This window comes from Streptomyces sp. NPDC013317, assembly GCF_055563155.1.
In genome coordinates this window covers 418,501-438,040 of the sequence record NZ_JBVHDX010000003.1, presented here as the reverse complement: position 1 = coordinate 438,040, position 19,540 = coordinate 418,501, and the positions used below count along the sequence as shown (strand labels likewise).

The following is a 19,540-nucleotide window of genomic DNA, read 5'->3' as shown; positions in this document are numbered from 1 at the left end:
CATGACCACTGAGCTCACCACCACCTCCGTCTCCACCTCCGCCGGCTCTCCCTTCGTCCCCTCCCCGGCCTCCCCCTACCAGGGCGACATCGCCCGGTACTGGGACCACGAGGCCCGACCCGTGAACCTCCGCCTCGGCGACGTCGACGGGCTCTACCACCACCACTACGGCATCGGTGACATCGACCACGCAGCCCTCGGTGACCCGGCCGACAGCGAGTACGAGAAGAAGCTGATCGCCGAACTCCACCGCCTGGAGTCGGCGCAGACCGACATCCTTCTGGACCACCTCGGTGCCATCGGGGGTGACGACACCCTCGTGGACGCCGGCTGCGGACGCGGCGGCTCCCTTGTCATGGCCCACCAGCGGTTCGGATGCAAGGTCGAAGGCGTGACCCTCTCCGCCAAGCAGGCCGATTTCGCCAACAACCGCGCTCAGGAGCTCGGTATCGGCGACCACGTCCGCGCCCGGGTCTGCAACATGCTCGACATGCCCTTCGAGACCGGGCAGGCCGCGGCCTCCTGGAACAACGAGTCGAGCATGTACGTCGACCTGCACGACCTGTTCGCCGAGCACTCCCGCATCCTCGAGGTCGGTGGCCGCTACGTCACCATCACCGGCTGCTGGAACCCGCGGTACGGCCAGCCCTCGAAGTGGGTCTCCCAGATCAACGCCCACTTCGAGTGCAACATCCACTCGCGCCGCGAGTACCTGCGCGCCATGGCCGACAACCGCCTCGTCCCGCAGGCCGTCATCGACCTGACGCCGGAGACCCTGCCCTACTGGGAGCTGCGGGCCACGTCGTCGCTGGTCACCGGCATCGAGGAGGCGTTCATCAACTCGTACAAGGACGGCTCCTTCCAGTACGTCCTCATCGCCGCCGACCGCGTCTGATCCCACCGCCCCGAGGGGCCGGGCCCGCCGCCGACGCGGACCCGGCCCCTTCGGCGCGCGGCGGACCGGCCCCGGCGGTCAGCTCCGCGGCGCGGACTCCCCGACCGGGACATCCTTGCTCCGATCCGCCGTGACCTGGGTTCCCGGGTGGGCGAGCGCGCACACGAAGGCGACGGCCAGCGCGATCGCCATGCCGTAGAAGACCCACTGGTTCGCCTCGGCGAAGTCCAGCCGGATCGCGTCGCCGGCCCCCTTGAGCGCCTGGGCGACCGGCCCGTCCCCGGACGGGCCTTTCCCGTCCGGGTGCCCGGTGACCGCCTCCGCGACATGACGGGCCGTCGATCCGGCCTCGGCCGGCGGCAGACCGCGCTGCTGCAGCGTCGCGGTGACCCGGTCCGTCGTGACGTGGGTCAGGACCGTGCCGAACACGGCCATGCCGATCGCGGCCGCGTAGTTGCGGATCGTCTGGGTGATCCCGGTGACCTCGCCGTACGAGGCGTCGATGGAGCGGTTGACGGCGTCCGTGGAGGCGGGGGCGAGGAGGAAGCCGATGCCGGCGCCGGCCATGGCGGCGTACGGCCACTGGTCGTGCATCGACAGGTCGGTGAGCTCCTCCGCCCAGAGGTAGAAGCCCACCGCGCCGAGCGCACAGCCGATCTTCATCGCGGGCCTGGCGCCGCGCTTGTCCAGGATCTTGCCGCCCCACTGCGACGCGATGCCGAAGCCGATGAAGAAGTACAGCAGGAACAGCGCGGCCTGGTTCGGCGAGGCGCTCAGCGACACCTGCGCGTACACGGAGGCGAAGAAGAACACCGGCACGAAGGCGAGCATGGCGAAGAACAGCACGAGGCTGTCGACGGTGAAGGCCCGGTCCCGGAAGACGTCGAAATCGATCAGCGGGTGGCTGACCCGCCGCTCGTAGCCGTAGAAGACCGCCAGGATCGCCAGGCCGCCGACGATGCAGGCCCAGGTCGCCACGCTGCTCCAGCCCCAGGCGGCGGCCTGCTGAAAGCCCAGCACGCTCAGGCCCATACCGGCCGCCACCAGTACGGCACCGACGACGTCGAGCCGTTCGGCCCGGCGCTTCTCCGGGATCCGGGCCAGCACGGCGAGGACGATCGCCACGACGGCGACGGGCACGTTCACCCAGAAGATCGCCCGCCAGGTCCACTGGGTCAGCCAGCCGCCCAGAAGGGGCCCGACCGCTGTCAGGGCCCCCGACAGACCGAAGAAGAGAGCCAGGGCCCGCCCGCGCCGGTCGACGGGGAAGACGGCGATGACGACGGCCAGCGCCGCCGGGAACATCAGCGCCGCGCCCAGGCCCTGGGTGGCCCGGAAGAGGATGAGCCAGGCCTGCGCGAAGCCGCCGGAGGGGACGCAGCCGCACAGCACCGAGGAGACGACGAAGACGACCGTGCCGATCAGCATGATCCGGCGGTGTCCGAAGAGATCGGAGAGCCGTCCGCCGAGCGCGAAGAACGCGGCGAGGGAGAGCAGATAGGCGTTGACCACCCATTGCATGCCTGAGGCCGAGAGGCCGAGCTGGTCGGTGATGGTCGGCGCCGCGATCGACACGATGGTCTGATCGATGAACGTCATGGACACCGCGAACAGCATCGCCGTGAGGGCGAGTGTCTGGCGGGGCGCCCCCGCGCTGCTGTCGCGGGCCGTCTCGGGGGGTGGGGGAGTACCTGCCATGTTCGGATGATCACCCCGGACCCGCCCCGACGCATCCGGGCCCGAGCCCCCGACGCCGCTGTCCAGGGCGATCAGGGCGGTCTCGGGCCCCGCGCACGGCCGGGGGAGAGTCGCCCCCGTTCGGCCGTGCGGGTGTACGGCTCCGCCCGGGTCAGAGGCCGAACTCCTCCGGGGACGCGGCCAGCTCACGGAAGTACGCGCGCGGATCGGCGACCAGCTTGCGCGCCTGCAGATCCAGCAGACCGCCCACGCCGGTCACCTCGGCGGCCACGGTGCCGTCCGCCTTGCGGATCGTCTGCTCGATGTGGAAGGCCTTGCCCTCGCCCCAGACGAAGGTGCAGGTGACCTCCACCTCGTCGCCGGCACGCAGCTCCCTCAGGTACCGCACCGTCACCTCCAGGGCCACCGGCCCCACACCCTTCTCCAGCAGGTCCTTCTGCCGGATGCCTGCCGTCTGCAGCAGGGACCAGCGGGCGTGTTCCGCGTACTGGAGGTAGACGGCCTGGTTCAGATGGCCCTGGGTGTCGGTCTCGTACCCGCGTACGACGACGGGTACGTAAAACGGATCTGCCACGGTGTGCCTCTCGGTGGGGTCGGGTTTCAGAGGATGTGGATGCGCTCGAGCGCACCCTCGGTGTCACGGATCATCAGGTCGTGGCCCTTGGCGCGCTCGCTTTCGACGAAGCCCAGGAGGAGGATCGCCCGGTTGATGACGTCCGCCTTGCTGACCCCGCCGGCCGCGGCGAGTTCCGCCACGGCCGTCACGGCGGGCGGGCAGAGCGTCACGGAGAGCCGTTCGCTGTCGGGATGGGAGGGGAGCTGGTTCACGGTCATGATGCCTTCCGGTTCGGATGCCGAGCCACGCACCACGATGATACGGATCTGGTGCGGAAATGCATCAGAATTACACCGCGCTCGCACCGCGCGGCCGCTGGAGAACGCCCCGCCCCGGAGGCGTGGCCGCTGCGGCTTCGTACGGAATTCGCCATCGAGGCAGCACGGCACACCATGAACGGGTCCGAGAGGGGGAAGAATCGGCCGTATGACACAGCGGGTTCAGGGCGTGGTCGTCCTCGGCAGGAACGAGCCGGTGCGGGTGGAGACGGTGCTGGTGCCGGATCCGGGGCCGGGTGAGGCAGTGGTCAAGGTGCAGGCCTGCGGGGTCTGTCACACGGATCTGCACTACAAACAGGGAGGCATCAACGACGACTTCCCGTTCCTTCTCGGCCATGAGGCCGCCGGGGTCGTCGAGTCGGTCGGCGAGGGCGTCACCGACGTCGCGCCCGGCGACTTCGTCGTCCTGAACTGGCGTGCGGTGTGCGGACGTTGCCGCGCCTGCCTGCGGGGACGCCCCTGGTACTGCTTCGACACCCACAACGCGCGGCAGAAGATGACGCTGGCCGACGGCACGGAACTCAGCCCCGCACTGGGGATCGGTGCGTTCGCGGAGAAGACCCTGGTCGCCGCCGGACAGTGCACCAAGGTCGACCCCGCCGTGTCGCCGGCCGTGGCGGGGCTCCTCGGCTGCGGCGTGATGGCGGGCATCGGCGCCGCGATGAACACCGGCGACGTCGGCCGCGGGGACACCGTCGCCGTCATCGGCTGCGGGGGCGTCGGGGACGCGGCGATCGTCGGAGCACGGCTGGCGGGCGCGGCCCGGATCATCGCCGTCGACATCGACGACCGCAAGCTCGAGACGGCGAGGACGATGGGCGCCACCCACACCGTCAACTCCCGTCTCTCCGATCCGGTCGCGTCGATCCGCGAGCTGACCGGCGGCTTCGGCGCGGACGTCGTCATCGAGGCGGTCGGCCGGCCCGAGACCTACGAGCAGGCCTTCTACGCCCGCGACCTCGCGGGGACCGTCGTCCTCGTCGGCGTCCCCACCCCGGACATGAAGCTCGAACTGCCCCTGCTCGACGTCTTCGGCCGCGGCGGCGCCCTGAAGTCGTCCTGGTACGGCGACTGCCTGCCCTCGCGCGACTTCCCGATGCTGATCGACCTCCATCAGCAGGGCCGTATCGACCTCGGGGCCTTCGTCACGGAGACGATCGGGCTCGACGACGTCGAGAAGGCCTTCGCCCGTATGCACGAGGGCGACGTGCTGCGCTCGGTGGTGATCCTGTGAGCGGTGGAGGCCTCGCCGCTCCTCCCGCCACGTGAGAAGGCCTCCCCGGAGCGAGACGCCACGGGGAGGCCTTCGGGTGAGCGTGCGCTACGGACGTACCGTCAGTTCGCGTTCACCAGGTCGTGCGCCGGAACCGTCACCGTCCGCTTGCCCGGCTTTCCGCCGAGCACGACCTTCCGCAGGGCGCTGTTGTTGGCGGTGCTGGTCTCCTTCAGCCGGTTCTCCGGGTTGGCCAGCACCTGGATGTAGTACGTGCCGTTGGGCAGGTCGGTGATGTCGAACGACTGGCCCGGCAGGTCCTGCGTGTAGGTGTCACCGGAGCCGACGTCCAGGACCTCGCGGACGGAGATCGAGTTCTCCTGGCCGCAGGCGGTGGACAGATCGGTGTTGTACGGGTGCCAGTTGGCGTTCTTCACCGTGTAGTCGACCGCGTCGGTGTTGGCCAGACAGAAGGCCTCCTTGCCGCTGCGCACGGTCTCCTTCTTGTCCGCCTTCAGCAGCCGGTAGCTGGCGAAGTCGGTGAAGTGCCAGTGCACGTGACCCGGCCGGGGGTCCCATTCCATGGTGCCGGTCGGGGTGTACCCGACCTGCTTGCCCTTGGCGTCGTAGAAGTACTGGTAGGCGTCCATCTTGGCCTTGCCGGGCGAGCGGAAGCCGTCCACCACGAGCTGCGCCGGGCCCGCGTTCCAGACGTTGGCGCTGAAGGCCAGGTAGTCCTTGCCGGGGACGTCCTCGTAGCCGTCACTGATGGTGATGCCGTAGGCCGGCAGCGACCGCAGGTCGGGCTTGGGGACGTCGGGGACGGAGGCCTTGCCGGTGGGCCGCTTGGACAGCGGTCCCAGGGCGGGTGCCTTGCGCGAACCGTCCGTCTGGCCCCCGGTGTCGCCGACCTCCGTCGCACGCGCCGACATCTGCTGCTTCTTCAGCGCCCACGGCAGGGCGGGCGGGGCGGCCTTGAGCGGGCCGTGACCCACGTTGTACGAAGGACCCGCGCCGCTCGTCAGGGCCGCGCCGGCCTGGGCGGGCGTCGGCGCGTGCCCCGGACCGTGGCCGGCGTGCGCGCCGCCTGCCGCCGTCGCCTGGTGACCGGAGCCGTGGCCGGCGTGCCCACCCGGGCTCGCGGTACGAGCCGCGACACCCCGGCCGTCCTCGTAGCTGCGCTCCTGCACGGTCACCTTCACCGTGGCGGGCTTGTTCGCGATGCCGAACAGATCACGGTACTTCTTGGCGACCGAGACCTTGGCGGTGTACGTGCCGGCCGGCAGCTTGACCGGCTGCGTGTAGGAGCCCGCGTAGGTGTTCGCGGCCCAGCCCTTCTCCACGCCCCAGACGGAACCGAGGGTGAAGGGATTGGTCGGGCAGCTCTCCGGATACTTCGAGGTGGCGGGCGCGTCGGGCCGCACGCGGCCACTGGCGTTGTTCGGGCAGAAGCTCTCGGTACGGCTGAGCACCTGCTTGCCCGCCTTGTCCGTGACGGTGATCTCCGCGAAGCCCGGCAGCCCGGAGAAGTCCTTCACGGTGCCGTTCGGCAGTGCCTTGGCCTTGGCCTTGCCGCCCTCGAACACGGTCTGGGTGATGGTCACCGGGTCCTTGTAGGACTTCCGGGTCACCTTCAGCTCCAGCGGCGACCCCTCCGCCGTGAGGTAGGTGCCGAGATCCAGGTAGACGCCCGGCTCCTCCTTCCAGGAGGTGAGCGTGATCGAGTTGCTCGCCGCGATGAGGCTCAGTCGGGGCCCCGCGGCGGCGTTCGCCGACTTCGACGTGGTGGCCACGAATCCGGCGGTCACGGCCATGACAGCGATGGCCGTGGTGCCCGCGAGCAGCGGACGCCGCAGTCGGGTGGTACGCGTTCTGGTCATCGTTCCCTCGTCTTCCGGGTGCTGTGAGAAGGAAGCGGGCAGCGGCCGTTCACGGCTTCGACAGAGGACGTCCGCCTCCTTGCGCGGTGAGAGGAGAGGGCCGGGCGCCCGGTTGTCCCCAGGGAAGAAATCGCCGCGACATTGGCCGGATAGTGCCGTTACGGAGAAAACGGACGGACGTCGTCCGCGTTCGCGGGGGCGGCGCGCGGAAACTTGCCTACGGCCGGAGGTCGTTGAGAGCGGAGGCCCCCGACGGTCCGGGCTGTCGTGACAGGGGCCAGGGGCCAGGGGCCAGGGCCCGGCGGCTCAGTGTCGCGGCGGATGCGTGGCGAGCCAGTGACGTGCGATCTGCTCGCGCGTGGCGACCCACGCCCCGCCGCGCCGCGCGACATGCCGCAGAAAGCCGTCGAGCGCGCGGATCCGGCCGGGGCGGCCGACGACCCGGCAGTGCAGGCCGACACTCATCATCCGCGGCCGGTCGGCACCCTCGGCGTGCAACGTGTCGTACGTGTCGATCAGGTACGCCAGCATGTCGTCGGCGGTCGTGAACCCGTGGACGAGAAGGAACTTGAAGTCGTTCGCGTCCAGGCTGTACGGGAGGACGAGATGCGGTCGTCCGGCCGCCTCGACGTAGAACGGCAGGTCATCCGCGTAGTCGTCGCTGTCGTAGAGGAAGCCGCCTTCCTCGGCGACGAGCCGCCGTGTGTGCGGACTCGTCCGGCCGGTGTACCAGCCGACGGGGCGCCGCCCGACGAGCCGCTCGATCGTGGCGACCGAGCGCGCGATGTCGGCCCGCTCGACGTCCTCGGGCACATGCCGGTAGTCGATCCAGCGCCAGCCGTGGCTCGCCACTTCCCAGCCCGCGCCGGCCATGGCCCGCGCGGCATCCGGATTGCGCTCCAGCGCCTGAGCCACGGCGTAGACCGTGAGCGGGGCACGGTGCGCCGCGAGCGTCCGGTGGATGCGCCAGAAACCGGCACGCGATCCGTAGGCGAACATGGACTCGACGTTCAGCTCGCGTCCCCCGACCACCGGCGGTGCGCCGACGATCTCGTGCAGGAACCCTCGGAGGCGGCGTCGCCGTCGAGAACGTTCTGCTCGCCGCCCTCCTCGTAGTTGAGGACGAGGCTGACGGCCACGCGGGCGCCACCGGGCCAGGAGGCGTGCGGCGGCTCGGCCCCGTAGCCGACGAGGTCACGTGGATGCTCGGACACGGGCGGCACGCTACCCGCCGCGCCCGCCGGGCCGGCACCGCGACGCGCCCCGCGCCTCCGCGACCGGCGCGGTCAGGGGCGAGCCGTCCTCCGCTCGGCTGACATCAGGTCAGAGCATCAGCAGAAGCCGCGTGTTCGCCACGAGCTTCCGGTTCACGCTGGTGCTCTGCACGAAGATCGTGAAGTCGTCGTTGTGGTCCGGCCTGACGCGCACCTCGACGTCCGGCAGCCCGAGCAGCGCCCGCGCCTCGGGCCCGGTGTACACCCGGTCGGTCTTCTTCTCCAGCACCGCGATCTTCTTCTGCGCCTGGACCTTCTCCGACTTGCTCAGCTGGTAGAACGCGCCACCGGTGCGGTACGTGTGCCCGCACTCGACGACCCAGTCCCGTATCCCCGCGTCACGCGCCACCGGGATCAGCTGGTACCCGGACGGATCCACCGGGACGAGACCGGCCGCCTTGACGGTCTCCTTGTTCACGGCCTCCCCGCCCGTGGAGAACACCGCGCGCGAGCCCCGGATGCCCCGCGCCCGACCCACCATGAACTTCTCGGTGGCCTGCTGGATGACCTGGCCGGCCTCCTCGAGGCCCTGCGTGCTGGTGGCGTTCCAGATCGCGATGTTGTCCTTCGGGAAGCCGCCCTGCATCGCCTCGCGCTTGCCCATCTGGTCCGGCACAAGGACGGCCAGCGTCCAGTTGTCCTCCTGCGCCCTGATCATCTCGGCCACGGCGTCCACCAGCTCGCGCGGGCTCTTGGACGGGGTGTCGGGGCAGCGATGGCTCGCGTTCTCCTGTCCGTCGGTGAGCACGAACGTCAGGAAGCTGTGGTCGCCGTACAGCTGAGCCGTCTGCGCCAGCTCTCGCTGCGACTTCAGGGCGGCCGCCAGCAGAGCCGTCATCCCGCCGACCCGGTACAGCTCCTTCAGGGACGGCATCCGCAGCACGTCCTTGTCGTAGATGACGCACTCCACCTTGTCGGCGAAGACGTACACCGTGACACGCGTCTCCTGCTCGAGCTCCCTCGACCGGCGGGCGAGATAGGCGATCTGCTGGTCGGCGACCTCGACGACCTTGCCGCGCAGGTGCGACATGGACGAACTGGCATCCAGCACCAGGGCGACGTGGTTGATGTAGTTCTGGCTTCCGGACATGACGGGCTCCCCCTCGTTCGCTCCGAATCGATGGCTCCACCGTCTCACCCACCACTGACAATCGATCTTGAAATCAGCCCGCCGCGGTGACGCAGCCGGGGTGACCCCAGCCGTCGGGGTTCTTGGCGATCGTCTCGCCCTTGGCGTACGGCGTTCCGCAGCGGCACCGGCCGGGGAACTTCGCCTTCACCGAACCGCCCGAGGACCGCTCGCCCGAGGAGCGCGTCCCGGAGGACCGCTCGCCCGAGGAGGTCCCCGTGCGCCTGCGGGCCGTCGCCCCGCCGCGCTTCGACCCGCCCGGCGGGGCGGTCTCGGGCGGAGGCAGAGGCGACCCCGCGGCCGAGCCGACAGGCTGCTGCGTACGGGCTGAGTGGCTCGCCGCGCGGTCCGCGGCGTCGTTGAGACGGTCCCCGTCCACCTGGTGCGCGGGGGTGTACACGAAGTCGACGCGCCGGTCGGTGAGCAGCTCGTCGATCCGGACCACGAGGTCCTTGTTCGCGACCGGGGTGCCGGCCGACGTCTTCCAGCCCTTGCGCCGCCAGCCCGGCAGCCAGGTCGTGACCGCCTTCATCGCGTACTGCGAGTCCATCCGCACCTCCGCCGGCACACCCGGGTCGAGGTGCTCCAGGAGCTTGAGCAACGCGGTCAGCTCGGCCACGTTGTTGGTCGCCCTGCCCAGCGGGCCCGCCTCCCAGCGACCGACCTCGCCGTCCGCCCCGGCGACGACCCACGCCCAGGCCGCGGGCCCCGGATTGCCCTTCGACGCGCCGTCGCACGCCGCGATGATCTTCGTTTCCGTCATCCCACGATCCTGACATGCCTCCATGCCTTGAGCCTCACGCGGCGTCAGGCTCCATAGTCGGTGCCGTGGAGGACTACTGGACCGTGGGTCGCGTGGCCGGGCTGGCCGGGGTGAGCGTCCGCACGTTGCATCACTACGACCAGATCGGGCTCGTTCGCCCGTCGGCGCGGACCGTGGCCGGGTACCGCGCCTACGCGGCCTCCGACGTGGAGCGGTTGCGGGAGGTGCTGGCCTATCGCCGGCTGGGCTTCGGGCTGCGGGAGGTCGCGGAACTGGTCGGCGACCCGACCACCGACGCGGTCGCGCACCTGCGCCGACTGCGCGTCCTGCTGCGTGAGCGGCGCGATCGCGCCGAAGCGATGATGGCGGCCGTCGACAGGGAACTCGAGGCCCGGGCGAAGGGAGTGAAGGTGACACCGGAGGAGCAACTGCAGCTGCTGGGTGCACGGTTGTACGACGAGATCGGCGGTGCCTACACGGCGACACGGCGCACCGAGCCGCGGATCGCCACGCAGATCTGGAACGCGCTGGGGGACGCGCAGACGGTTCTGAACGTCGGGGCCGGCACCGGATCCTACGAGCCCGCCGACCGCGACGTGACCGCGGTGGAGCCGTCGGCGGTCATGCGGTCGCAGCGGCCGCCCGGATCGGCGCCGTGCGTGGCGGCCTCCGCCGAGAGCCTGCCGTTCGAGGACGCGTCCTTCGACGTCGCGATGGCCGTCTCCACCGTTCACCACTGGGGTGATCCGATCGCGGGGCTGCGCGAGATGCGGCGGGTGGCCCGCCGCGTGGTGGTGCTCACCTTCGACACGGACGAGCCCGGATGGCCGGACCGCTTCTGGCTCACCCGCGACTACCTGCCCGAATTCGCGGCCGTCCTCGCGGACTTCCCGTCCCTCACGGCCATGGCCGAGGCTATCGGCGCCCGCGCCGAGCCGGTGCCCGTCCCCTGGGACTGCGAGGACGGCCTGTTCGAGGCGTACTGGCGCCGACCGGCGGCGTACCTGGAGGATCCCGTACGCCGTGCGATGTCGGTGTGGACGAAGGTCGGCCCTGAGGCCGAGCGGCGGGCGGTACGGAGCCTCGGCGACGATCTCGACTCCGGCCGCTGGGCCGAACGCAACCGCGCCCTCGCCGGCCTCGACGCGGCAGACCTCGGTCTCCGCCTGCTCGTGGCCTGACCACCGGACGCGGCCCGGCCGAGGCCCGACGGCGGCAAGAGCTCCACACCACGGGAGAGTGAAGCCACCGGGTTACGGTAATCCCAGGCGCCGGCTCCGGGACCATGGTTCCGTTGTGCGCGCCGAGTTGTGACCAGGCTGTTCCGTTGAGCCGTAAGCAAGGATGTCTCCCGTGACCGGATTGTCCGCCAAGCCCGTGGTCGAAGGCCCGCCCCGCCCTCACGGCATGGGCCCTTGGACCGCCGCCCTGCTCGTGTTCGGGTCGTCGGCCGCGGTCCTGGTGGTGGAGATCGTCGCTCTACGGCTGCTGGCTCCCTACCTCGGACTCACCCTCGAAACCAGCACGTTGGTGATCGGCATCGCCCTCACGGCGATCGCCGCCGGCTCCTGGCTGGGCGGGCGAATCGCCGACCAGGTCGATCCGAGCCGCCTGATCGGCCCCGCACTCGGCTTGTCGGGAGCGGTCGTCGCGCTGACCCCCCTCGTGCTGCGCAGCACGGCGGAGTGGGCGCCGGAGCTGCTCCTGCTGATCGCGTCGCTCACCATCCTCCTGCCGGGCGCGCTGCTCGCCGCGGTGACCCCGATCGTGACCAAGCTGCGTCTGACCAGCCTCGCCGAGACCGGGACGGTCGTCGGCCGACTCTCCGGCGTCGGCACCTTCGGCGCCATCGTCGGCACGATCCTCACCGGCTTCGTCCTCATCTCCCGACTGCCGGTCAGCGGCATCCTGATCGGCCTGGGATCGCTGTTGGTGGCCGGGTCGGCCCTGATCGAGCTGCGCCGCACGCGCGGATGGCGCGGCACGGCGGCCCTGACGCTGGTGGTCGTGGGCGGCGGCCTCGCCACCACGGTCGCGCCCGGTGCCTGCGACACGGAGACCCGGTACCACTGCGCACGGGTCGTCGCGGACGCCGACCGGGACAGCGGCCGCACGCTCGTTCTGGACGGCGTGCGGCACTCGTACGTCGACGTCGACGACCCGACGTTCCTGGAGTTCGAGTACGTACGCGCCATCGCGGCGGTGGTCGACACGGCCTTTCCCGCGGGTCAGCCGCTCGCCGCCCACCACGTGGGCGGCGGAGGGCTCACCTTTCCCCGCTACCTCGCGGCCACCCGGCCCGGAACGCGCAGCCTGGTGTCCGAGATCGACAGTGGCGTCGTGCACCTCGACCACAGCCGACTGGGTCTGAGCACGCAGAGCGGTATCGACGTGCGCGTCGAGGACGGGAGGCTCGGCCTGCGGCGACTGGACGACGCCGGCCATGACCTCGTCGTCGGCGACGCCTTCGGGGGCGTCAGTGTGCCGTGGCACCTCACCACCGTGGAGGCCATGGCCGACGTACGCCGGGTGCTGGACGACGACGGCCTGTACGTGGCCAACCTCATCGATCACGGAGGCCTCGCCTTCGCCCGTGCCGAAGTGGCCACCCTCGGGGCGACCTTCGAGCACGTCGCCGTCCTCGGCGAACCCGCCGACATCGGCCTCGACCCGACCGCCACCTCCAAGGGAGGCAACCTCGTCGTGGTCGCCTCCGACCGGCCGCTCGACCTGCGCGCGACCCAGGAGGCGCTGGACGCCCGAGGAACCGGCTGGAAGATCGCCACGGGCGCCGACCTCACCTCCTGGATCGGCGACGCCCGACAACTCACCGACGACTACGCACCCGTGGACCAGCTCCTCCAGCCGTACCGCCCACAGAGCACCCGGTGACGCTCAGACCGCGGTGGTGATCAGGTCGCTCAGCGGCTGGGCCGAGTCCGTCCCGGAGTGACCGAGGGGCGCGTCGAAACTCCAGACGAGGAAGAGCAGGAAGACCACCAGGGCGCTGAAGGTGGTGGCAAGCAGCAGTTCGCGCGCGGAGCGGCGGATCTGCAGGGTGTACAGCAGGCCGAGGGTGACCATGGCGCCGGCGACGAGGCCGAACCAGAGCGCGGCGGGCAGCGTCGTACCGGAGGTGTCCAGCCGCTGGTGACGGGCGTCGTCCGCGGCCGCCACCTGGTCAAGGAGCGGCTGATAGGCCTGAGCCTGGAGTTCGTCGGCCGGCGCGCGGTGGGCGATGTCGCTGCGGATACGGCCCAACAGCTCGGCGCCGGTGTCGTCGACGGGCGTTCCGTCCTTCAGAGCCGGCCATTCCGCGGTGACGGCGTGCCGGGCGTAGGCGTCGATGTGTGTCTTGATCTGCGTCCGGAACGCTGCGGGATAGACGTCCAGGCGTTGGTCGATCTCGTACAGGGCCTGGGCCTCGCGCTGGACGGTGTCCTCGGCCGCGCTACGGGCCTCCCACACGCCGGCGATCGCCAGACCGAGCACGATGGCGTAGACGACGCCGACCATCATGACCATGTACTCCAGCACGTCCGGGGTCTCGGAGGTGTCCTCGTCGACTGCTACGCGCCGGTGCCGTACGACGGTCGCCGTGACGACGAGAACGCAGACCAGGACAGAGGCCAGGGTGTAGACGAGCCATTCCGGCATAGGACAACTCCATGACAGGTGAAGCGATGTGGACGAGGGGCGGGCCGACGCGGCGGGCCGGGCGGCCGGGGATCCGCGGACCCATCGGGGAGACGACGGTCAGCCACGGCCGCGGCGACGGGACCCCGGTCGGAGGGCGGCTGCGGCGAGAACAGCCGGGAGGGTGACCACGACCGTGGACATGGTCATCGAGATCCTGGCGGGAGCCGGTCGCGACGGACCGCCGGTGTAGTGCGACCGCGGCACCCAACGGAAGGCCTGGGGCGCGTCCGCCGGTCGTGAGGAGGGCGGGGCCGGAGCGGTGCTCGGCACGGGGGCCGACGGCGGTGCCGGCGCGGGAGGGGGAGCGGGCGCGGGCGGAGCAGCCACCAGCGGAGCCGAGAGGACGGGGCCGGACGTCCTGTGCGGCGTCGGCGGCGTCGGCGGTGTCGGCGGTGTCGGCGGTGCAGGCTCCGGGGCCGACGGTGCCGGGGGCGAGGGCGACGGCCGCACCACAGGCGGTGGAGTGGCCGGCGGGGACGACGGTGTGCACGCCGGTGGTCGGGGTCCGGGCCCCTCATCGCCGTAACCCATGTCGACGCTGACGTCCGGGGCACACACCACCAGACGATGGCCGGTGAGGTCGTGTCCCATGACGACGGAGACGTCGCCGTGCTGCGGCAGCGGGCACAGGGCAGCCGCAGCCCCTAGACCGACACTGATCCAGCCACCCACAGGTCGTTCCTCACCGTCGGCCCAGTCGTACGCGCGCCCAGGCCCCAAGGCCGGAGGACGCAGCCACTGCGGGTAACGATCATGACCGGGGGCCGGTCACGGGAGCCGTGCCTGCCGTCAGGGTGAACCCCCATGCGCGCCCTGTGGGAAGGCCTCGGGCATCATGATCGGATGCCGGACACCGCAGCACGCACTGCTCTTCTCGATCACCTCCGTCGGAGGCTGCCGGGGCGCCTCATCGATGAGGTCCCGGGCGTGGCGGGGCCCATCGAGGATCGCGTGCCGGGATTCCGGGTGTTCCGGGTTCATCCCGCGCATCCGGGCGACTGGTGGCTGTATGTGACGTCGGGTTGCTGGGAGGCGACTCAGCACGACGGCCATGGCACGGAGTTCTTCCTTGCGGCACCGGGCGACGAATGGATCAACCTGGAGAGCGTCACCGTCAACGCGTACTACCACTGCGGACCGGTACACCAGCGACTCGACGTCGGACACACCGTCCCCATCGGCCGACCGTGGCTCGACGACTCCGACTGCGACCACTACCTGGTGAGCCTGCCGTATCCCTTCGGACCCGACTTCGAGGTCTGCGAGTGGGACGGCGGACCCCATGCCCGGATCCTGTGGCTGCTGCCCATCACCGCAGCGGAGAAGGACTACCGCCGGGAGATGGGTCTCGAGGCGCTCGAAGTCCTTTTCGACGAGCACGAGATCGACCCCGTCGATCCAGGGCGCGCCTCCGTGGTCTGAGCCGGGCGGCCGGAGCCGGTGCGACGTGCGCGCCCCCACGACAGATGTCCTGGGGGCGCGGGGCGTGCTGCGACGGGTCCGGTCCCCGTCCGGAGTCCGGCCTAGGCGGTCCGCTCGACGACGAAGACGGGAATCTCCCGATCGGTCTTGCGCTGGTAGTCCGCGTAGTCGGGGAAGGCGGCCACCGCGCGCTCCCACCACGCCCGCCGCTCCTCGCCGGTGACCAGGCGGGCCTTCATGTCCCAGACATCCTGGCCGTCGCGCAGTTCGACGAGAGGAGAGGCGACCAGATTGTGGTACCAGACCGGATGCTTCACCGCGCCGCCGTTCGACGCGACGAGCGCGTAGGCCCCGTCGTGCTCCACCCGCATGAGCGGCGTCTTGCGGATCTTGCCGCTCTTCGCGCCGACGTTCGTCACCAGGACGACGGGCAGGCCCCGCATCGTCGTTCCCTTCGTCCCGCCTGACGACTCGTACAGCTCGACCTGATTCCGTACCCACTGGGCCGGACTGGGCTCGTATACGCCTTCGAGTGGCATGGACACCCTTCCCTGAGATCAGGCGACACCGGATCCCGTTGACGCCAGCCGACAACCGCCGTCGGGACTGTCTCCATGGCAGCGCCGCGTGGCGACCACCATCTCCCCGCCGACGTACGGTCCAGCCGATCGCGCACCGGGAGTATTCCCGAGGGCGCACGCCGACGGCGAGATTCACCCACCCGGCTCCCGTGGGTTCCGGCTCGGGGCCGGTCGCTACGATCATCGGACGACAGGCGGCGAAGAGGGCGACGGGAGCCGGGGCATGAGTTTCTTCAGCGGAGTCGACGACCTCGAACTCTTCCTCTCACGCAGCCGCATGATGACCGTCATGTCGGTCCCGGCCTGTGTGGCCGTGATGGTCTTCTTCATCCGCGAGGAGGGCTGGCGCTTCAGCCTGTCGCTCTGCTGCGCCCTTCCGCTGATCGCCGCCTACCTGGGGGTCCGTGGCAAGCGGGAGATCCGCGGCGGGTTTGCCGTGGCGGGACTCGCGCTCGCCGTCGTCACACTGCCCCTGACCCTCGTCCTGGCGTGGCTCGAAGGGGTGTAGGAGGGCGTGGACCCGCTCTCCACCCACGGAACGCCGAGCCGCTCGTCACCCGGTCACGATGATTCTCAGGGTGTACGGCGCGCCGGTACTGATCGCCTCAGCCTGCTCGCGCAGGTCGGCCGGCGTGAAGCCGAGCAGGGCCTGGTCGGCCGCCGCACGGAGCAGCGGCAGGATCTCCGGCGCCGGGCGGCCGCGGTGCGACGCGGCGAGCGCGGCGAAGGCCTCCTGGTACGGCTTGCCGTACGGGCTGGCGCTGTCGGCCAGCAAGTGGTCCAGGTGCGCTCTGTCGACACTGATCTCGCCCATGACCCGCTCCGGTGCTCCGGTGGCCGGCGTGCTCCGGCCCTCGTTCACGACGTTACGAGGGGGGTCTGACAATCCGGGCGCACGCCTGGACCCTTCCCGTGGGGAGCCGGGAAGGGGCGGCGTGGTCCCGACCGCCGGACGGCAGGCGGAACCAGGGGCGCGGTCCCCTTCCGGGGTGGTGTGCGGGGACCGCGTACGGACACATTGCCACCGGCAGCCCGGCGTGCGACAGGGGCGTGCACGGAGAACATGGGCATATGCCAGCACCCGCCCCGTCCCGCCCCACGCGCGTGCGCCGGACAGCTCAGGCTGCCCGGCGCACGCACTCTCAGAAGGGGCCGATCACGCCGACCCGGCCGGCCTGGCGGTCCGCCGTGGACGAGCGGAGACCAGGTTGCCGGATCGTCGGGTCAGCGGTGGTGGTGGCGGCTGCCCCAGGACTCGGTGTCGACGGTGCGGCCGTGGTCGTCCTTGAGGGTGGCCTTGTCGCGGTCGTCCCAGACGTAGTCGCGGCGGTCCTGGTAGAGGTCGGTGCGGGTGTCGCGGCCCTGTCCGGTGTGGATCCGGACGGTGGCGCGGCCCCGCAGACGGTAGTCGTCGAAGCGGTAGCGGTTGCCGTCGCTGTCCCGCAGGGTCCAGCCGTCCAGGTTCACCGCGTGGCGGGAGTTGTTGGTGATCTCGACCCATTCGCCGTTCAGCGACCGGTTGGAGCGATTGTCGCGCCCGGGGCTGTCGGCCTGGACGCGGCTGATCTCCACCCGCTCCTGGCGGTGACGGTCGCCGTCGTGCGCGGCGGCCGGCAGGGCGGCGACGGAGACCATGGCGCCGGCCGCGAGGGCGGTGGCGGCGATACGGCGGGCGGTCGAAGAAGCAGACATGTGTGATGTCTCCTCGAGAACGGCGCCTCACCAGCAGCAACTCGCTGGTGAGAGCGGTGTGGATTCCGGTCCGGTGCGGGCCGGGTGACGCAAACTGTGCCGCCTCTCCGGACGCGTCGGAACGCCCACCGAGCTCAGTTACCGATTACGGACATTTCCGTAACTGTCGCCTGTATCGATCAAGCATCCCGGCGGGCGTGGCCCTGACATTCACTGACCGTTGCACCCACCCGTCACATCGTCGACGGCAAGCCCTTGCGGGCTTCGGCGCGCCACCGATCGCGCCACCCGACATGCTCCGCCGAACAGGTGGCGGGCCCGCGTAACGGCCGTTCTTCACGTTTCTTCGCACACGTGTCAGGCCCTCGCACGGTAAGGCGACCCAGCGCGGTCCGCCGCCGTCTTCTGCTCTCCGTGTGCCGTACGCCTACGTGACGTGCGCTCGCCTTACGACACACCCCTGGCTGTCGTAGCGTCAGGCTGCGGTTACGCGGGAGAGTTCGGGTCCCACGTCGCCGCGCGGCAGTTTCACCGAGGCAGGCGCTCGGTGCGAGCGCCCCTCCGACCGCAGAGGAATCACTGTGCGCAGACGATCCGTCCTCTTCGCCGCGGGAGCCCTGCCCGTCCCTCTGGCCACGCCCTTCAGACGGGCCTTCGCGGTTTCGCCGATGCCGCCCGTGCTGGACCACCGGGTCGAGAGGGTCTACGACGGGCAGTCGTTCACCGACCTGTCCAGCGAGGTCTCGAAGGTACGGGGACTCGCCGCCGGCACGATCCTGGTCACCTTCGGCACGACCAGCCGCAACCCGGGGATGACGCTGGTCAGCGCCTCGGACCCGACGAGGCCGGGGGCGGACGTCGCCGTCTGTGTCAGTGCCGGCAGGCTGCAGTTCTCCGTGCGCGGCAACGGAGCCGTCAAGCAGAACCACCTCACGCGCACCATGTACGACGACGGCATGCCGCACACCGTCGCGATCACCGTGAACAGCGGCGGGACCACCTTCTACGCCGACGGCCGACGCGTCCTCACCACGTCTCAGGCGAACTTCTTCGCCGACGCGGCCAACCTCACCGCGCTCAACATCGCGCGGAACGTCGACAGCGATCACCCCGGCGGCGCAGGGTTCTACACCGGCACCATCAAGCGCGTCGCCGTCTACGGCAGGGTCCTGTCGGCGAGGGAGGTGGCCTCGGTGAGCGTGCGCCTCGACCTCGTCGACTTCGGCACGCTCTCCTCGATCCTCAACTCGAGCACTCCCACCGTCTGGCTGACCACCGGAGACAGCATCACCCACGGCGCGCTCTGGACCAACGGCTGGCGCAGCTACTGCGAGCACTTCCAGGAGCGACTGCGCTGGGAACTCGGCAAGCCCAAGCACAGCGACTTCGTCATCGACACCGGCGTCAGCGCAAGCACCACCAACGACCTGGTGGCGAAATTCGCCGACCGCGTCACCGCGTTCCAGCCCAAGGTCGTGTCGGTCATGCTGGGTACGAACGACGCCGCCACGACCGCGACCGGACGCGACGTGTACCGGGCCAACCTGCGCAAGCTCGTGGCGAACGTCCGCGCACTCCCCGGCGGGGCCGTACCTGTGCTCCAGACCCCGAATCCGGTCGACCTGAACCGGTGGCCGGCCCACGCCGCCCTCGCCGACTACGTCACGATCATGCGCGAGGTCGCGACGGAGCTCGGTGTCGTGCTCATCGACCACCACGCGCACTGGCTCGCGAGCAACGGTGGCACGGTGCCTCTGAACCTTCTCGGCGACGGGCTGCACCCGGACCAGCGGGGCCATCTCTTCCTCGCCAAGAAGATGATCAGAGACCTGCGCCTCTTCGACCCTGCCAGCCGGGTGTGCTCGCTGACCATTCCGTAGGCGACAGGCCGCAGTCGAGGCGACCTATCGGCGATCGTCCGTGCCGGCCACCTTCGCGGTGCTGACAGCGATGCGGTTCCAGGTGTTGATGGCGAAGACGACCGCGAGGACGTGGGCGAGTTCGGCGTCGTCGAACTCGGCGGCCGCCTGGGCGTACACCTCGTCCGGGACGCCGTCGGCGGAGATCAGGGTGACCGCTTCGGTGAGGGCGAGCGCGGCCTGCTCTCTGGGGGTGAAGAAGTGCCTGGCCTCGCGCCAGAGCGCGACCATGTGCAGACGCAGCGCGTCCTCGCCCGCCTTGAGGGCGTCTCCGACGTGCATGTGCAGGCAGTAGGCGCAGCCGTTGAGCTGGGCCGAGCGGATCTGGATGAGTTCGACCAGAGCCGGATCGAGCCCCTCGCGGGCCGCGCTGTCGAAACCGACGAGTGCCTTGAACGCCTTGGGCACGGTGGCGGCGAAGTCGACTCGGGGTGCGGTGGTGTTCTGCATGGTCACTAACCTAGGGAACCCACAGACTCCC

20 protein-coding genes are annotated in these 19,540 nt (G+C 70.5%); 7 read left to right on the top strand and 13 right to left on the bottom strand.

Features of this window, described 5'->3' with window-relative positions:
• The first annotated feature begins 1 nt into the window (after position 1).
• On the top strand, positions 2-895 hold the full coding sequence (locus ACZ3IJ_RS10825) for a geranyl diphosphate 2-C-methyltransferase (protein ID WP_467467343.1): 894 nt from the start codon (positions 2-4) through the stop codon (positions 893-895).
• Positions 896-973: 78 nt separating this feature from the next.
• Here the strand turns inward: ACZ3IJ_RS10825 and ACZ3IJ_RS10820 are convergent, their stop codons facing one another.
• The 3 genes from ACZ3IJ_RS10820 to ACZ3IJ_RS10810 form a co-directional block, all read right to left on the bottom strand.
• A complete protein-coding gene (locus ACZ3IJ_RS10820; protein WP_467467342.1) occupies positions 974-2,593 on the bottom strand; it encodes an MFS transporter in 1,620 nt (539 codons plus the stop codon).
• Between the two features lie 151 nt (positions 2,594-2,744).
• Positions 2,745-3,167 (bottom strand): acyl-CoA thioesterase, encoded by a 423-nt coding sequence (locus ACZ3IJ_RS10815; protein WP_467467341.1) that lies wholly within the window; start codon positions 3,165-3,167, stop codon positions 2,745-2,747.
• A gap of 26 nt (positions 3,168-3,193) precedes the next feature.
• Positions 3,194-3,427 carry a hypothetical protein gene (locus ACZ3IJ_RS10810; protein ID WP_383221569.1) on the bottom strand — a complete coding sequence of 78 codons (234 nt, stop codon included), beginning with the start codon at positions 3,425-3,427 and terminating at the stop codon, positions 3,194-3,196.
• Between the two features lie 208 nt (positions 3,428-3,635).
• Between ACZ3IJ_RS10810 and ACZ3IJ_RS10805 the strand changes: the two genes are divergently transcribed.
• On the top strand, positions 3,636-4,721 hold the full coding sequence (locus ACZ3IJ_RS10805) for an S-(hydroxymethyl)mycothiol dehydrogenase (RefSeq protein WP_467467340.1): 1,086 nt from the start codon (positions 3,636-3,638) through the stop codon (positions 4,719-4,721).
• A 101-nt stretch (positions 4,722-4,822) separates the two neighbouring features.
• Here the strand turns inward: ACZ3IJ_RS10805 and ACZ3IJ_RS10800 are convergent, their stop codons facing one another.
• From ACZ3IJ_RS10800 to ACZ3IJ_RS10780, 5 genes are all read right to left on the bottom strand, one after another.
• Entirely contained in the window at positions 4,823-6,580 is a 1,758-nt protein-coding gene (locus ACZ3IJ_RS10800) for a lysyl oxidase family protein (protein WP_467467339.1), read from the bottom strand.
• A 306-nt stretch (positions 6,581-6,886) separates the two neighbouring features.
• Entirely contained in the window at positions 6,887-7,579 is a 693-nt protein-coding gene (locus ACZ3IJ_RS10795) for a polysaccharide deacetylase family protein (RefSeq protein ID WP_467467338.1), read from the bottom strand.
• An 11-nt stretch (positions 7,580-7,590) separates the two neighbouring features.
• Positions 7,591-7,794, bottom strand: a complete 204-nt coding sequence (locus ACZ3IJ_RS10790; RefSeq protein WP_467467337.1) for a hypothetical protein — start codon at positions 7,792-7,794, stop codon at positions 7,591-7,593.
• A 109-nt stretch (positions 7,795-7,903) separates the two neighbouring features.
• On the bottom strand, positions 7,904-8,944 hold the full coding sequence (locus ACZ3IJ_RS10785; protein WP_467467336.1) for a vWA domain-containing protein: 1,041 nt from the start codon (positions 8,942-8,944) through the stop codon (positions 7,904-7,906).
• 73 nt (positions 8,945-9,017) lie between these two features.
• Positions 9,018-9,746 (bottom strand): ribonuclease H family protein, encoded by a 729-nt coding sequence (locus ACZ3IJ_RS10780; protein WP_467467335.1) that lies wholly within the window; start codon positions 9,744-9,746, stop codon positions 9,018-9,020.
• Between the two features lie 83 nt (positions 9,747-9,829).
• Here ACZ3IJ_RS10780 and ACZ3IJ_RS10775 point away from each other — a divergent pair, with 83 nt between their 5' ends.
• On the top strand, positions 9,830-10,927 hold the full coding sequence (locus tag ACZ3IJ_RS10775) for a MerR family transcriptional regulator (RefSeq protein WP_467467664.1): 1,098 nt from the start codon (positions 9,830-9,832) through the stop codon (positions 10,925-10,927).
• A 163-nt stretch (positions 10,928-11,090) separates the two neighbouring features.
• Complete coding sequence (locus ACZ3IJ_RS10770; protein WP_467467334.1) at positions 11,091-12,638, top strand: fused MFS/spermidine synthase; 1,548 nt, start codon at positions 11,091-11,093, stop codon at positions 12,636-12,638.
• 3 nt (positions 12,639-12,641) lie between these two features.
• Here the strand turns inward: ACZ3IJ_RS10770 and ACZ3IJ_RS10765 are convergent, their stop codons facing one another.
• Positions 12,642-13,403, bottom strand: a complete 762-nt coding sequence (locus tag ACZ3IJ_RS10765) for a bestrophin-like domain (RefSeq protein WP_467467333.1) — start codon at positions 13,401-13,403, stop codon at positions 12,642-12,644.
• An 846-nt stretch (positions 13,404-14,249) separates the two neighbouring features.
• Between ACZ3IJ_RS10765 and ACZ3IJ_RS10760 the strand changes: the two genes are divergently transcribed.
• Entirely contained in the window at positions 14,250-14,867 is a 618-nt protein-coding gene (locus ACZ3IJ_RS10760; RefSeq protein ID WP_467467332.1) for a suppressor of fused domain protein, read from the top strand.
• A 101-nt stretch (positions 14,868-14,968) separates the two neighbouring features.
• On the opposite strand, the gene ACZ3IJ_RS10755 is transcribed toward ACZ3IJ_RS10760, so the two are convergent.
• Positions 14,969-15,406, bottom strand: coding sequence for a nitroreductase family deazaflavin-dependent oxidoreductase (locus ACZ3IJ_RS10755; protein WP_467467331.1), 438 nt, complete (start codon positions 15,404-15,406; stop codon positions 14,969-14,971).
• A gap of 265 nt (positions 15,407-15,671) precedes the next feature.
• On the opposite strand from ACZ3IJ_RS10755, the gene ACZ3IJ_RS10750 reads away from it, so the two are divergent.
• On the top strand, positions 15,672-15,956 hold the full coding sequence (locus tag ACZ3IJ_RS10750) for a hypothetical protein (RefSeq protein ID WP_467467330.1): 285 nt from the start codon (positions 15,672-15,674) through the stop codon (positions 15,954-15,956).
• A 45-nt stretch (positions 15,957-16,001) separates the two neighbouring features.
• Here the strand turns inward: ACZ3IJ_RS10750 and ACZ3IJ_RS10745 are convergent, their stop codons facing one another.
• Together ACZ3IJ_RS10745 and ACZ3IJ_RS10740 are read right to left on the bottom strand one after the other, a co-directional pair.
• Positions 16,002-16,262 carry a hypothetical protein gene (locus tag ACZ3IJ_RS10745; RefSeq protein WP_467467329.1) on the bottom strand — a complete coding sequence of 87 codons (261 nt, stop codon included), beginning with the start codon at positions 16,260-16,262 and terminating at the stop codon, positions 16,002-16,004.
• A gap of 410 nt (positions 16,263-16,672) precedes the next feature.
• Positions 16,673-17,140: a lamin tail domain-containing protein gene (locus ACZ3IJ_RS10740; protein ID WP_467467328.1), complete on the bottom strand. Its 468-nt coding sequence runs from the start codon at positions 17,138-17,140 to the stop codon at positions 16,673-16,675.
• A gap of 581 nt (positions 17,141-17,721) precedes the next feature.
• On the opposite strand from ACZ3IJ_RS10740, the gene ACZ3IJ_RS10735 reads away from it, so the two are divergent.
• Positions 17,722-19,020 (top strand): GDSL-type esterase/lipase family protein, encoded by a 1,299-nt coding sequence (locus ACZ3IJ_RS10735; protein ID WP_467467327.1) that lies wholly within the window; start codon positions 17,722-17,724, stop codon positions 19,018-19,020.
• A gap of 24 nt (positions 19,021-19,044) precedes the next feature.
• Here the strand turns inward: ACZ3IJ_RS10735 and ACZ3IJ_RS10730 are convergent, their stop codons facing one another.
• Positions 19,045-19,509: a carboxymuconolactone decarboxylase family protein gene (locus tag ACZ3IJ_RS10730; protein WP_467467326.1), complete on the bottom strand. Its 465-nt coding sequence runs from the start codon at positions 19,507-19,509 to the stop codon at positions 19,045-19,047.
• Positions 19,510-19,540 lie beyond the last annotated feature (31 nt).

What these genes read in the sequence shown, in the direction of transcription:
- ACZ3IJ_RS10780 (WP_467467335.1), bottom strand. Translation starts at nt 9,746, where the DNA reads ATGACGGAAACGAAGATCATCGCGGCGTGCGACGGCGCGTCGAAGGGC.
- ACZ3IJ_RS10800 (WP_467467339.1), bottom strand. Translation starts at nt 6,580, where the DNA reads ATGACCAGAACGCGTACCACCCGACTGCGGCGTCCGCTGCTCGCGGGC.
- ACZ3IJ_RS10785 (WP_467467336.1), bottom strand. Translation starts at nt 8,944, where the DNA reads ATGTCCGGAAGCCAGAACTACATCAACCACGTCGCCCTGGTGCTGGAT.
- ACZ3IJ_RS10750 (WP_467467330.1), top strand. Translation starts at nt 15,672, where the DNA reads ATGAGTTTCTTCAGCGGAGTCGACGACCTCGAACTCTTCCTCTCACGC.
- ACZ3IJ_RS10820 (WP_467467342.1), bottom strand. Translation starts at nt 2,593, where the DNA reads ATGGCAGGTACTCCCCCACCCCCCGAGACGGCCCGCGACAGCAGCGCG.
- ACZ3IJ_RS10825 (WP_467467343.1), top strand. Translation starts at nt 2, where the DNA reads ATGACCACTGAGCTCACCACCACCTCCGTCTCCACCTCCGCCGGCTCT.
- ACZ3IJ_RS10805 (WP_467467340.1), top strand. Translation starts at nt 3,636, where the DNA reads ATGACACAGCGGGTTCAGGGCGTGGTCGTCCTCGGCAGGAACGAGCCG.
- ACZ3IJ_RS10740 (WP_467467328.1), bottom strand. Translation starts at nt 17,140, where the DNA reads ATGTCTGCTTCTTCGACCGCCCGCCGTATCGCCGCCACCGCCCTCGCG.
- ACZ3IJ_RS10760 (WP_467467332.1), top strand. Translation starts at nt 14,250, where the DNA reads ATGCGCGCCCTGTGGGAAGGCCTCGGGCATCATGATCGGATGCCGGAC.
- ACZ3IJ_RS10755 (WP_467467331.1), bottom strand. Translation starts at nt 15,406, where the DNA reads ATGCCACTCGAAGGCGTATACGAGCCCAGTCCGGCCCAGTGGGTACGG.
- ACZ3IJ_RS10765 (WP_467467333.1), bottom strand. Translation starts at nt 13,403, where the DNA reads ATGCCGGAATGGCTCGTCTACACCCTGGCCTCTGTCCTGGTCTGCGTT.
- ACZ3IJ_RS10770 (WP_467467334.1), top strand. Translation starts at nt 11,091, where the DNA reads ATGTCTCCCGTGACCGGATTGTCCGCCAAGCCCGTGGTCGAAGGCCCG.
- ACZ3IJ_RS10745 (WP_467467329.1), bottom strand. Translation starts at nt 16,262, where the DNA reads ATGGGCGAGATCAGTGTCGACAGAGCGCACCTGGACCACTTGCTGGCC.
- ACZ3IJ_RS10795 (WP_467467338.1), bottom strand. Translation starts at nt 7,579, where the DNA reads ATGTTCGCCTACGGATCGCGTGCCGGTTTCTGGCGCATCCACCGGACG.
- ACZ3IJ_RS10810 (WP_383221569.1), bottom strand. Translation starts at nt 3,427, where the DNA reads ATGACCGTGAACCAGCTCCCCTCCCATCCCGACAGCGAACGGCTCTCC.
- ACZ3IJ_RS10730 (WP_467467326.1), bottom strand. Translation starts at nt 19,509, where the DNA reads ATGCAGAACACCACCGCACCCCGAGTCGACTTCGCCGCCACCGTGCCC.